Here is an 11,135-nt window from a genome sequence, read left to right on the forward strand (position 1 = left end):
ATGTACCGCGAGATGGACATGCGCTTCTGGCTCCCGCAGGCCGAGGCGGAGTTGAAAGCGGCCGGTTGACGCCCCACCTAGGCTCGATGTCCCGCCGGGGAAGTAGCACACTTTCCGCGCCGCCAGGTATACTTTACTGGTGTCGCTCTTCGAACCGGTGTTTGAGGCCCTCAACCGCGCGCAGGTCCGCTATGTGGTCGTCGGAGGACTTGCAACGGTCCTCCACGGGCACGCGCGATTGACCGCAGATATCGACCTGGTGATCGATCTTTCACCCGCGGAAGCGAAAAAGACACTGGAAGCGCTGGTCAGCCTGGGTTTCCGACCCCGTGCTCCCGTCGAGCCGCTCGCGTTTGCCGATCCCGCGATGCGCGGGCGGTGGATCCAGGAAAAGGGAATGCGGGTATTTTCTCTGTGGGACCCCGACAACCCCATGCGCGAGGTCGACCTCTTTGTGGAGCACCCGGTCGATTTCGACGACCTGTGGAGTCGCTCGGAAGTAATTGAACTCACCCGCACGACGGTTCGCATCGCCTCGATTCCGGATCTCATCTACCTGAAGCGGCTTGCCGGTCGCCCCCAAGATCTGGCCGACATCGAAGCCCTGGAAGTTATTCTGCGTCGAAAGGAACGCGGCGATGCCTGATAACGAACGCCCGGAAACACCGTCCGACGACTGGGGGGCTAGCTGGGAGGCCCACCGGCGCCACCAGCTCACGCTCGCGCTCAAGGCCACCCCCGCTCAGCGGCTGGCCTGGCTGGAGGAGATGATCGCCCTTGCTTACCGGGTGGGCGCGCTTCCAAAGTCGAGAGGTTGACCCTCACCAACTTTTCTGACCGGCAAGCGGCTCGGATAGTGGAGGCTCCGCATGCAGTGTCCGCGTTGCCAAGCCCACAACCGCGAAGGCGTGAGGTTCTGCGAGGAGTGCGACCTGGCGGTCACATGCTCGAACTGCGGCGCGGAAGTGGGTCCAGAGAAAAAGTTCTGCGGCTCTTGCGGCGCGCCGCTGGCCGCTCAACCCGGAGACCGGTTTACCTCCCCGCAGGCTTACACGCCGAGGCACCTGGCCGAGAAGATCCTCACTTCCAAGACCGCGCTCGAAGGCGGGCGCAAGCGGGTCACCGTCCTCTTCGCAGATCTCACGGGCTCGATGGAACTGCTGGCCGACCGCGATCCCGAGGAGGCGCGGAAGCTCCTCGACCCCGTGCTGGAGCGCATGATGGACGCCGTCCACCGTTACGAGGGGACGGTGAATCAGGTCATGGGCGACGGGATCATGGCCCTCTTCGGCGCGCCGGTGGGCAGACCACTCACCTGGCCGCGCGGATGGAACAGATGGCCGGGCCGGGGTCGATCCTAATGTCCGCCGACACGCTGACCCTGGCCGAGGGCTACGTCCAGGTCAAGCCCCTCGGCCCCTTGCCCGTCAGGGGGCTCCCGGCCCCGATCGAAGTCTACGAGGTGACCGGGGCCGGCACGGTGCGCTCGCGGATGGAGGCGGCCGCCGCCCGCGGGCTCACCCGCTTCGTCGGGCGCGAGGCGGAGATGGAGGCTCTCCGCCAGGCCCTCGAGAAGGCCCGGGGTGGGCACGGCCAGATGGTGGCGCTCGTCGGGGAGCCCGGCGTCGGCTCGACGTCTCGGTGGAGGACGAGGCCTGGGAGCGCCTCGATCCGCCCCAGCGCCGCCAGCGGATCCTCGACGCCATCAAGCGCCTGCTCCTCCGGGAGAGCCAGGTCCAGCCCCTCATGGTCCTCTTCGAGGACTTGCACTGGATCGACGCCGAGACCCAGGCCTTGCTGGATAGCCTGGTGGAGAGCTTGCCTGGGGCCCGGCTCCTCCTCCTCGTCAACTACCGCCCCGAGTACACCCACGGTTGGGGGAGCAAGACCTACTACCGGCAGCTCCAGATCGACCCCTGCCCCCCGAGAGCGCCGAGGCCTTGCTCGACGCCCTCCTGGGGAGCGACCCGACGCTCGCCCCCCCTTCCCGAACGCCTCCTGGACTCGGGCCTTCGTGACCGCCGTGGGCTCGGACCGGGCGCCGGGAGTGAGCCTCTGCGCTTCCACGGGACCCGCCAGCGCGAGGGCGAGCACTCCCGCTGACAGAGCGACACCCGGGAACTTCCTGAGACGCGGGAGCTTCCACGGCATCGCTGAATTCTCCTCTTCAGAGGTCTCGTTCACCGGAAGACACGAGCGGCGCCCCCGGGTTAAGCCCCTGGTGATGGCCGCCATGCGCGTAGCCGCGGCGCTGTTCTAGGAGGGGACCGGACCGGGGCCGTCGTCAGAACGAAGGGCCCCCGCCAGCTCAGGACGAACTCGCTTCACTCCTGCCGCGACGCCAGGATCGTCGGCGGAAGGGCGAGCCGGACCAACCCGTCCATCTCCTCGTCGAGCGCATCCGACCCGGCTCGGGGATGTCCGCCCCCTTCGGGCGCTCCTGGGGGAACGGCGGTCAGGTCCTGCGGCTCATCCGGATTCGGGTAGGCGCCGCTGAGTGCCACATCGCATCCCGCGCACGGGCTCTCAGTATTCGGAAGCGGACAGGATGGGCTTTACTCTGCCGGTCGGGTCCCGCAAGGCTTGATTGACAATTCGGAGGAGGTGATCAGGGTCGACGGGCTTCGTGACGAAGTCGTGTGCGCCTTCTCTGACGGCCTGCAGGGCGGTCCCGATGTCGCCATAGGTCGCCATGACGACGACCCGGCAGTGGTGGTACATCTCGCGCACCTCCCGCAGGAGTCCGATGCTGCCCCCGCGCTTTAAGAGGTGCAGGTCGCTCAACACGAGGTCGTACCGTGCGGCGCTCAGGATCTCGAGGGCTTGGCGGGGATCGGACGCCTCGGTGACCAGGTAGCCGGGGCCCTCGAGCACCGACGTGAGCATGCGTCTGACGCTAGCGTCTTCTTCAACGATCAGAATGCTTCTCAACATATCGCGCGCACAGGATAGGCGCCTCGGCACCGACGGAGCAATCCGGTGAGTCCAGGAGCCGCATCGAGGAAAACCCCTGAAGCGAGCTCGGGGCCTCTCCCGGCGCAGCCGAGCGGGAGAGAACCGGGAACTACAGCGAGTGGGATGCGGTGTGGGGGTGGCCGGCGGGCTTCTGCCGGCGTTTCTCCCTCAGGCGGAACGCTCCCAGGCGCTGAGCCAGGGGGGCGAGATGCCCGCCATATTCAGGCTCTTGAGCACTCGCTCGGGCGTCCCCCAGTCACACCAGGTGAGGGCGCGCAACCCCAACACGGCGAGGGAGGGCGGGCAGGGCTCGAGGATCGAACGGGAGAAGTTGGCGGTCGGCGCCAGGAGGTAGGCCTGCCGGGTCGCCGAGGCTTCGTCGTCGGTATCGGAAAAGGGGGCGATCCGCGCAAGCTGGTCGTGGAGGCGCGGGAGAAACTGTTGCCCCGCATCGAGGAGTCTGGACGCCTTGGCGACAAACACCAGCGTGTTCCAGAGGCAGCCTCGCGCGAGCAAGGTTCGGGCGGTCTCCGCCGACGGCTTTTCCCAGAACCGCCGCACCCGACGGAGCGGGCCGGTGGTGGTGCGGTCCAGGATCTCTCCGGGCTCGATCCACCCGTACTCCCTCTCGGGCTCGGACGGTCGTGCGGCGAGCAGGACGATCCAGCCGGGGTGCTGGCTGACCCAACCCGCTACCTCTGCGACGCTGCCCATGAAGGTCCGCTCGTCGAGGATGAAATGGTCGGATGGGAACACGGCGACGGTCGCGTCCGGATCTCGCCACCGGATTCAGTGGACGGGGAAAAGGATGCCGGCTGCCGTGCCCCGATCCGCCGGCTGGACCAGCACGCGAGGAGCGGGCGAACCGTCGAATTCAGCCGCGATGTACTCGGCGTGGCTCCCAAGCGTCACGACCACGGTCCGCTCTCGGGGAATGACGAGCGCCACTCGATCCAGCGTGTGGCGAAGCAGAGACCGCGACCCGACCAGCGTGGCATACTGCTCGGGCGCTCCTCGCCGTGGACGCGGCGGGTGAGGGTGCGCAGACGTACGCCTTGTCCTCCAGCGAGGACGATGGCCCAGAGCCGACCTCGAGCCTTCTCGGCTGGCTCCGACGATTTTCGCTGAGGCGCCTCTGGCTGAATCACGAGCGCTCCGCCTTCGTCGGGAACCTGCAATGATCTGAGGCCGCTGCGCGCGTCGCCGCCGGCAGCATAGGGAAATGCCCGGAAACCGGCTAGTCGGGTAGATCCCCGGTTTCGGGCATGGGAAATACCTGAGCCATGTACGGAGAATCCCTGAGGCGTTCCCTCTTGGAGCCCGCCGGGATTCAGGGCGAGGTGAGGTTGTCGGGCAAGGCAAAGCCGGCTTTGCCCAACAACCGAGGTCGAGTGACGACTTCTTGGGCAGGCTCCAATTCTGCCCATAAAGTATGCCGACCGTATTTAAGGTGGTTAGATGAGCGCTGCCCTCCTTGACAGTAGGTAGTTAATCAATGCTAGAACTCTATGCTGATCGCCGAATTGGCGGGCTGGTGCGATACTATCTGGCACGGGCAGGAGAGGCCCTGATGGTCTTTCCGGACGAAATCCGAAAGTGTGTGGTATTTCTCGGGTGCCGTTTCTCGGATGGAATCAAGCCCGTCGGGACCGGCTTCTTCTTGGGCACCCCCTTGGCTGAATTCCCGGAGAGGAGTTTGTGGGATCTCGTCACCGCCAAGCATGTTATCCAGGGAATCCGCAAGCGAAGTGTTGACCAGAAGGTTTACATCCGACTCAATCTCAAGGCCGGTGGTACTGCTGTGATTGAATCGCTGATTACCCAATGGGATTTTCACCCGACCCCTTCGGTAGACGTGGCCGTCGTACCATGCACTCCGCCTGAAGAATTCGATGTCAAGGCATATGACATTCGGGCATCAGCGATCCCAGATGTGATTGCCCGAAATGCCATCGGCATTGGCGATGAGGTATTCTTCCCCGGCCTTTTTATCAACTACTTCGGAGCAGAACGGAATATTCCGATTGCCAGAATCGGGAACATCGCCGCGATGCCCGAGGAGCCCGTGCAGACACAGATGGGGCCGATGGAAGCTTACTTGGTCGAGGCACGTTCCATCGGTGGCCTCAGTGGATCTCCAGTCTTTGTCCACCTCGGTCTTGCCCGGGCCTTCGGGGGCGAAGTTCTATTTGCGAAAAATGTGGCAGGGTCTGGCGGAATATTCTATCTGCTTGGCTTGATGCATGGACATTACGATGTTACGTTGCCTGTCCAGAGCGAGGCCGATGCCGATGCGCTCCGGAACGAGGCGATTAACATGGGCATCGCCATCGTCGTCCCCGTTACCAAGATCATTGAGACCGTCAATCAGCCGGAGCGAGTGGCCAAACGAAAAGCCCGGGAGGAGGAATTCAAGCGGGCGAACCTGCCGAAGATAGATGAACTGACAAATCCCAGCGATGAGTAGACCGCTATGAGATGTTGGGCAGCGTCGCGAGTTTTTGGGCAGGTGCCGGTTGTTGGGCAAAGCCGGCAAAGCCGGCGAGGAGGAGCGTACCCCAAACCCCTCGTCACCGCCGTCTCAAGACGGCAACACTCTGTTCTAACCTTCCGTTTTTTTGGGCTTCTTTCCTTGGTCTTGGAAGTCGCTTGACAGCCTCTGGCCAGTTTGATAGCCTCTGTACCAACTGGTTGGTACAATGGCTCTCGCCGTGAAGAGTACAAAGGATGACATTCTCGACGCCGCGAGCCGGCTCATCTCGGTGAAGGGGTACCACTGCACTTCGCTCGATGACGTGCTGCGCGAGAGCGGCGTCGGGAAGGGGAACTTCTACTACTACTTCAAGAGCAAGGAGGAGCTGGGCTACGCCATCCTGGATCGAATTGTCCGCGGGTTCGTCGAGCGGACGCTCGAGCCGAGCTTCGGCGACCCGCGCCTCGCGCCGCTGGAGCAGATCCACCGCTTCTTCGACCGGATCGTCGAGTCGCTGAGGGAACGCAACTGCGTCGGCGGCTGCCCGATGGGGAACCTGGCCTCCGAGCTCTCGGATGTTCATGAGGGATTCCGGCAGCGGCTCGCCGAGGTGTTTACGCTCTGGCGGGATCGAGTGAGCGGCGCTCTCCACCGGGCCCAGGTGCGCGGGGAGTTCTCGGCGCGGGCCGAGCCGACTAACGTGGCTCAGTTCATCGTGGCGGCGCTTCAGGGCGCCATCCTGATGACGAAGGTGACGAAAGAGATCACGGTCATGGAACAGTGCGCTGCCGAGCTGAAGGCACACCTGGCGCTTTACCAGGTCTCTCGTCACGAGACTTGAAGCCGACCGGGGCGTGAAAGACTTGGTCGGAAACGGGGAACCGCAATGAGTAGCCTGACGCTTAAGGAGCCTCGAGCCGCCGGCAGCGACCGCGACGCGGGGCTGGTGGAGGGTCTCCGCCGCGAGGCCCGCGAGGCGGCTGAGACCCTGGTCGCCCGCTACGGCGACCGTGTGTGGCGGCTGGCCTTCAGGATCACCGGCAACCGCGAGGACGCCGAGGAGGTGGCGCAGGACGCGCTCTGGACCGCCGCCCGGAAGATCTCGACGTTCAAGGGAGAGTCCGCCTTCGGGAGCTGGCTCTATCGGATCACGGCCAACACCGCGTACCAGAAGCTCCGGAGTCGTCGGGGGCGCGACGCGGAGATCTCCTGGGAGAGTCTCCTCCCGCACTTTGACGAGACGGGAAGGCATGCGGAGGCGCTGGAGGACTGGGCGGCGAAGGTGGACACGCCGGTCCTCCAGGGTGAGCTTCGGATCGTGCTCGGATCGGCGATGGATTCCCTGCCGCCCGACTACCGGACCGCCTTTCTGCTCCACGATGTGGACGGGCTGTCGAACCCGGAGATCGCCCGGGCGCTCGGGATCAGCCTGCCCGCCGTCAAGTCGCGCGTTCACCGGTCCCGGCTCTTTCTCCGGCAGCGCCTGGCCCGCTACATGGCGGCGAGCTGAATCCTCGGGGCCGCCGTGCCGACCGTGAAGAGCGACGCCGGCTGGCTCACCGAGTTCCGCGCGAGGTACGGGCCGTGGCTGTCGGAGGCGCGCCCGCTGCTGGAGGCCCACCAGTACGCGCAGGCCTTCAAGACCTACCCCTGGCCGACGTTCGTCTCCTCACCGTGGGCTCCGGTGCGGAAGCCCCTGTCGGAGAGCCGGCTCGCCGTCGTCACGACCGCCGGCCTCTACCGCCCCGGGATCGACGCGCCGTTCGACGGCCAGAACCCCGAAGGCGACTGGAGCTTCCGGGCCCTGCCGCGCGGCGTCGATCCCAAGGTGCTCGCCATCGCTCACCCCCACTTTCCCCACGAGGTCGCCGAGGCGGACATGAACACGATCTTCCCCCTGGAGCGGCTCGCCGAGCTGGAGGCAAGCGGGGTCATCGGCCCGCTGGCGCCCACGCACTACAGCACGATGGGGTACGTGACCCGCGCCGCTGACCTCGCGGCGGAGACCGGTCCCGCTATCGCTTCCCGGATGGAGGCCGAAGCCGTCGACGTCGCCCTCGTGATCCCCGTCTGACCGGTCTGCCACCAGTCCGGTGGACTGGTCCAGCGCGAGATCGAAGCGTGGGGGGTCCCGACGATCTCGCTCTCCAACAACCCTGCCGCCACCGCGCGCCTCAAGCCGCCGCGGTGGGCGCGCGTCCGCTTCCCCCGGGGTGCCATGCTGGGCGAGCCCGGCAACCGCGAGAAGCAGCTCGGCGTTCTCCGAGACACGCTCAGCGCGCTCGCGGCGATCCTCGATCCCGGCGGGCACGTGGAGCTGCAGTACCGTTGGGAGACCGCTCCCGTCGTGTGGCGCGGAAAGCCGCTGGTCGAGGGGTCTTACAGTTGATCCGGGGTAGGATGCGGCACGGGTGAGGGCGTGCGGGGCTCCCCGCGACGCCTTCGTTGACTTTCGCGCGAGCGCGTGGTTAGATGGGTTCGTTTAATTTCCAGCAGCTTGCGATTGGTTTGGCACAGTCGGTGAGGTGACGAGCGTGGAAGCGGTCATCGCCACGGGCGGGAAGCAGTATCGCGTCGCTCCGGGTCAGGTGGTCCGGGTCGAGCGCCTGCCCCATGCTCCGGGCGGGGCGGTGGAGTTCAACTCGGTCCTGCTCGTGAATCGGGACGGCCAGGTCGTCGCGGATCCGGACGCTCTCGCCCGCGCCAGGGTCACCGGTGAGGTGGTCGCGCACGCCAAGGGACGCAGGGTGGCCGTGGTGAAGTTCAAGCGTCGCCGGAATTACCGGCGGAACCGCGGACACCGTCAGCGGTTCACCGCCGTGCGGATCACAAAGATCGAGGTATAAGGCATGGCGCACAAGAAAGGCGTTGGCAGTTCGCTAAAGGGGATTGCGGGGAATCGGCGGCATCGAGGTATAAGGCATGGCGCATAAAAAAGGCGTCGGCAGTTCGCGGAACGGGCGCGATTCGAACCCCCAGATGCTCGGGGTGAAGCGGTTCGCGGGGCAGTTCGTCACGGCGGGGAGCATTCTGGTCCGGCAGCGCGGGACCCGCTTCAAGCCGGGCACCAACGTGGGCCTTGGCTCCGACGATACCCTGTTTGCCAGGGCCGACGGCTACGTCCGCTTCGAGCGGCGCGGCGACTCCCGGTTTGTGAGCGTCGCGACCATTCCTGCCTGATTTCCCTCCGCGCCCTTCCGAGGCCGTGATGTTCGTTGCCGAGGTTGACATCTTCGTCAAGGGCGGCGACGGAGGCGCGGGGTGCGTGAGGTTCCGCCGCGAGAAGTTCGTCCCGCGCGGCGGCCCTGACGGTGGCGACGGCGGGGATGGCGGGAGCGTCTGGTTGCTCGCCGACGAGGGGCTCTCCACTCTCCTCGATTACCACTACCAGCGCCACTACGAGGCCGGCCGGGGTGAGCACGGCAAGGGGAGCGGCAAGCACGGAGGCAGCGCGGCCGATCCCGTGCTTCGGGTTCCCGTCGGCACGGTCGTCACCATTCGCGACAGCGGCGACCGCGTGGGGGATCTGGTCGCGCCCGGGCAGCGCCTCCTGGTGGCGCGCGGCGGGCGCGGCGGACGCGGCAACGCCCGCTTCGCCACGTCGACGCACCGGGCTCCGCGACGCGCCGAACCCGGGGGGCGCGGCGAGGCGTGCTGGATTCACCTGGAGCTGAAGCTCCTTGCCGACGTGGGCGTCATCGGCTTTCCCAACGCCGGGAAATCCACGCTAGTCTCACGCGTCTCGGCGGCCACGCCGAAGATCGCCGACTACCCGTTCACCACGCTGACCCCCACGCTGGGTGTCGTCCGGGTGGACGGGAGCCGCCCGTTCGTGATCGCGGACCTGCCCGGCCTCATTCCGGGCGCCGCCGAGGGGAAAGGGCTCGGTCACCGCTTCCTCCGCCACACGGAGCGGACCCGGCTCCTCATCCACCTGATTGATCTCGACCCCGGCATGGGACGCGATCCGGTCGAGGACTACGGGGCGATCCGGGATGAGCTGAAGGCGTATTCGCCGGACCTCGCGGCGCGCCCCGAGCTCGTCGTCGCGAACAAGATCGACCTCCCGGAGACCGGGGAGCGGCGGGCCGCCCTGGAGGGCTTCTGCGCCGCCGCCGGCCTCCCGTTCTTCGCGGTCTCCGCCGTCACGGGGCACGGGGTCCCGGAGCTGATGGGTGCCGTCGCCGCGCGGCTCGAGGGCAGGGCATGGGCGAAGCTCGCCAGCTAGCCAGCACAGGCGCGCGTAAACTGCTCGCGAAGGCCCGGCGTCTCGTGGTCAAGGTGGGGAGCGGTCTGATCGCCACGCCGGGGGCCGGGCTCGACGCCGCGCGCATCGGCCGGCTCGCCGACGATCTGGCGCGGATCGTCGCGGGGCGGCGGGAGGTCGTGCTCGTCTCGTCGGGCGCTATCGCCGCCGGGATGACCCGGCTCGGGTTCGCCGAGCGCCCGCGCTCGATCCCCGAGAAGCAGGCCGCGGCGGCCGTCGGTCAGTCGGCGCTCATGTGGCACTACGAGCAGGCCTTCGCCCGCCACGACCTCAAGGTGGCTCAGGTGCTGCTGACCCAGGAGGATATCAGTCACCGGGCGCGGTACCTGAACGCCCGCAATACGTTGCTGACGCTTCTCGGCTTCGGCGTCCTCCCTGTCGTCAACGAGAACGACACCGTCGCGGTCGAGGAGATCAAGGTCGGCGACAACGACAACCTCGCCGCTCTGGTGAGCCACCTGGTCGACGCCGACCTCCTGGTGCTGCTCACCGACGTGGACGGCCTCTACACGGGGGATCCCCGGCGGGACCCGAGCGCCCGGAAGCTCGAGGTGGTGGAGGCGCTGACGGACGAGGTCCAGCACCTGGCGCAGGACGCCGAGGGGGCGCTGTCGGTCGGCGGCATGAGCACCAAGCTCCAGGCTGCCCAGAAGGCCATGGCCTCGGGGATTCCGATGGTCATCGCCAGCGGACACGAGCCCCTTACGATCGAGCGGCTCCTCGGCGGCGCGCCGGTGGGGACGGTCTTCGTTCCCAAGGCGGACCGGCTCGGGGCGCGTAAACGCTGGCTCGCTTTCGCCGTGCCACCGCAGGGGCGGCTGACCGTGGACGCCGGCGCGAAGCGGGCGCTGGCTGAGCGCGGCAAGAGCCTGCTCCCCTCGGGTGTCGTCGAGGTGGAAGGCGAATTCCAGGCGGGCGAGGTGGTCGTCCTGGCCACGGCCGACGGCAAGGAGTTCGCCCGCGGCCTCACCAACTACGATGCGGAGGAGCTCAGGCGGATCCGGGGAGCCAGGACGACGGCCATCGAGGGGATCCTCGGCTACAAGCGCTGGGACGAGGTCATTCATCGCGACAATCTCGTCGTGCTCTAGCGCGCCAGCCCGGCGGCGGGGCCCAGAGGGGTAGGATGGACAAGAGCCTGGGGATCCGGCAACTGGTGGAAGCCAAGGCGCGGGCCGCCAAGGACGCGGCGCGGGCGCTCGCGCTCTGCCCGACCAAGGTCAAGGACGACGCCCTCGTCCAGATGGCGCGGGGCCTCGAGGAGAAGGTCGAGACGCTCCTGGAGGCCAACCGGGCGGACCTGGAACGGGCGCGGGCTCGCGGCCACACCCGCGCGTTCCTCGACCGGCTCACCCTGACCGAGGGGCGGATCGAGGAGATGGCTCAGGGGCTCAGGCAGATCGCCCAGCTCCCCGACCCGGTGGGCAAGGTCGTGGATGC

At 67.0% G+C, this 11,135-nt stretch carries 18 protein-coding genes; 14 read left to right on the top strand and 4 right to left on the bottom strand.

What is annotated here, in order from left to right:
- The first annotated feature begins 139 nt into the window (after positions 1 to 139).
- From HY726_23430 to HY726_23445, 4 genes are all read left to right on the top strand, one after another.
- Entirely contained in the window at positions 140 to 646 is a 507-nt protein-coding gene (locus HY726_23430; protein ID MBI4611953.1) for a hypothetical protein, read from the top strand.
- The gene (locus tag HY726_23435; protein ID MBI4611954.1) at positions 639 to 818 is read left to right on the top strand and encodes a hypothetical protein; all 180 of its coding nucleotides are present in this window, start codon (positions 639 to 641) and stop codon (positions 816 to 818) included. Before HY726_23430 ends, HY726_23435 begins: the two co-directional genes overlap by 8 nt.
- 51 nt (positions 819 to 869) lie before the next feature.
- Positions 870 to 1,361: a zinc ribbon domain-containing protein gene (locus HY726_23440; GenBank protein MBI4611955.1), complete on the top strand. Its 492-nt coding sequence runs from the start codon at positions 870 to 872 to the stop codon at positions 1,359 to 1,361.
- Between the two features lie 280 nt (positions 1,362 to 1,641).
- Entirely contained in the window at positions 1,642 to 2,103 is a 462-nt protein-coding gene (locus HY726_23445) for a hypothetical protein (protein ID MBI4611956.1), read from the top strand.
- A gap of 221 nt (positions 2,104 to 2,324) precedes the next feature.
- Here the strand turns inward: HY726_23445 and HY726_23450 are convergent, their stop codons facing one another.
- The 4 genes from HY726_23450 to HY726_23465 form a co-directional block, all read right to left on the bottom strand.
- Complete coding sequence (locus HY726_23450; protein MBI4611957.1) at positions 2,325 to 2,504, bottom strand: hypothetical protein; 180 nt, start codon at positions 2,502 to 2,504, stop codon at positions 2,325 to 2,327.
- A gap of 22 nt (positions 2,505 to 2,526) precedes the next feature.
- Entirely contained in the window at positions 2,527 to 2,886 is a 360-nt protein-coding gene (locus HY726_23455) for a response regulator (GenBank protein ID MBI4611958.1), read from the bottom strand.
- Between the two features lie 237 nt (positions 2,887 to 3,123).
- Complete coding sequence (locus HY726_23460; protein MBI4611959.1) at positions 3,124 to 3,711, bottom strand: hypothetical protein; 588 nt, start codon at positions 3,709 to 3,711, stop codon at positions 3,124 to 3,126.
- A 33-nt stretch (positions 3,712 to 3,744) separates the two neighbouring features.
- The gene (locus HY726_23465) at positions 3,745 to 3,903 is read right to left on the bottom strand and encodes a hypothetical protein (GenBank protein MBI4611960.1); all 159 of its coding nucleotides are present in this window, start codon (positions 3,901 to 3,903) and stop codon (positions 3,745 to 3,747) included.
- A gap of 622 nt (positions 3,904 to 4,525) precedes the next feature.
- Between HY726_23465 and HY726_23470 the strand changes: the two genes are divergently transcribed.
- The 10 genes from HY726_23470 to proA all read left to right on the top strand — a co-directional run.
- Positions 4,526 to 5,422: a hypothetical protein gene (locus HY726_23470; protein MBI4611961.1), complete on the top strand. Its 897-nt coding sequence runs from the start codon at positions 4,526 to 4,528 to the stop codon at positions 5,420 to 5,422.
- A gap of 232 nt (positions 5,423 to 5,654) precedes the next feature.
- Positions 5,655 to 6,269, top strand: a complete 615-nt coding sequence (locus tag HY726_23475; GenBank protein ID MBI4611962.1) for a TetR family transcriptional regulator C-terminal domain-containing protein — start codon at positions 5,655 to 5,657, stop codon at positions 6,267 to 6,269.
- 45 nt (positions 6,270 to 6,314) lie between these two features.
- Complete coding sequence (locus HY726_23480) at positions 6,315 to 6,938, top strand: RNA polymerase sigma factor (protein ID MBI4611963.1); 624 nt, start codon at positions 6,315 to 6,317, stop codon at positions 6,936 to 6,938.
- 15 nt (positions 6,939 to 6,953) lie between these two features.
- Positions 6,954 to 7,502 carry a hypothetical protein gene (locus HY726_23485; protein MBI4611964.1) on the top strand — a complete coding sequence of 183 codons (549 nt, stop codon included), beginning with the start codon at positions 6,954 to 6,956 and terminating at the stop codon, positions 7,500 to 7,502.
- A gap of 144 nt (positions 7,503 to 7,646) precedes the next feature.
- The gene (locus HY726_23490) at positions 7,647 to 7,817 is read left to right on the top strand and encodes a hypothetical protein (protein MBI4611965.1); all 171 of its coding nucleotides are present in this window, start codon (positions 7,647 to 7,649) and stop codon (positions 7,815 to 7,817) included.
- A gap of 145 nt (positions 7,818 to 7,962) precedes the next feature.
- A complete protein-coding gene (gene rplU, locus HY726_23495; GenBank protein ID MBI4611966.1) occupies positions 7,963 to 8,274 on the top strand; it encodes a 50S ribosomal protein L21 in 312 nt (103 codons plus the stop codon).
- Positions 8,275 to 8,350: 76 nt separating this feature from the next.
- Complete coding sequence (gene rpmA / locus HY726_23500; GenBank protein ID MBI4611967.1) at positions 8,351 to 8,608, top strand: 50S ribosomal protein L27; 258 nt, start codon at positions 8,351 to 8,353, stop codon at positions 8,606 to 8,608.
- Between the two features lie 28 nt (positions 8,609 to 8,636).
- Positions 8,637 to 9,656: a GTPase ObgE gene (obgE, locus tag HY726_23505; protein MBI4611968.1), complete on the top strand. Its 1,020-nt coding sequence runs from the start codon at positions 8,637 to 8,639 to the stop codon at positions 9,654 to 9,656.
- Positions 9,635 to 10,786: a glutamate 5-kinase gene (gene proB / locus HY726_23510; protein MBI4611969.1), complete on the top strand. Its 1,152-nt coding sequence runs from the start codon at positions 9,635 to 9,637 to the stop codon at positions 10,784 to 10,786. Before obgE ends, proB begins: the two co-directional genes overlap by 22 nt.
- Before the next feature lie 35 nt (positions 10,787 to 10,821).
- On the top strand, positions 10,822 to 11,135 hold a 314-nt coding region (proA, locus tag HY726_23515), incomplete at its 3' end, for a gamma-glutamyl-phosphate reductase (protein ID MBI4611970.1).

Source organism: Candidatus Rokuibacteriota bacterium (assembly GCA_016209385.1).
GTDB lineage: Bacteria > Methylomirabilota > Methylomirabilia > Rokubacteriales > CSP1-6 > JACQWB01.

Excerpts from the sequence above, each read along its gene's own strand:
- HY726_23435 (MBI4611954.1), top strand. The coding sequence starts at position 639 with ATGCCTGATAACGAACGCCCGGAAACACCGTCCGACGACTGGGGGGCT.
- HY726_23440 (MBI4611955.1), top strand. The coding sequence starts at position 870 with ATGCAGTGTCCGCGTTGCCAAGCCCACAACCGCGAAGGCGTGAGGTTC.
- HY726_23455 (MBI4611958.1), bottom strand. The coding sequence starts at position 2,886 with ATGCTCACGTCGGTGCTCGAGGGCCCCGGCTACCTGGTCACCGAGGCG.
- HY726_23470 (MBI4611961.1), top strand. The coding sequence starts at position 4,526 with ATGGTCTTTCCGGACGAAATCCGAAAGTGTGTGGTATTTCTCGGGTGC.
- HY726_23475 (MBI4611962.1), top strand. The coding sequence starts at position 5,655 with ATGGCTCTCGCCGTGAAGAGTACAAAGGATGACATTCTCGACGCCGCG.
- HY726_23480 (MBI4611963.1), top strand. The coding sequence starts at position 6,315 with ATGAGTAGCCTGACGCTTAAGGAGCCTCGAGCCGCCGGCAGCGACCGC.
- HY726_23490 (MBI4611965.1), top strand. The coding sequence starts at position 7,647 with ATGCTGGGCGAGCCCGGCAACCGCGAGAAGCAGCTCGGCGTTCTCCGA.
- rpmA (MBI4611967.1), top strand. The coding sequence starts at position 8,351 with ATGGCGCATAAAAAAGGCGTCGGCAGTTCGCGGAACGGGCGCGATTCG.
- obgE (MBI4611968.1), top strand. The coding sequence starts at position 8,637 with ATGTTCGTTGCCGAGGTTGACATCTTCGTCAAGGGCGGCGACGGAGGC.
- proB (MBI4611969.1), top strand. The coding sequence starts at position 9,635 with ATGGGCGAAGCTCGCCAGCTAGCCAGCACAGGCGCGCGTAAACTGCTC.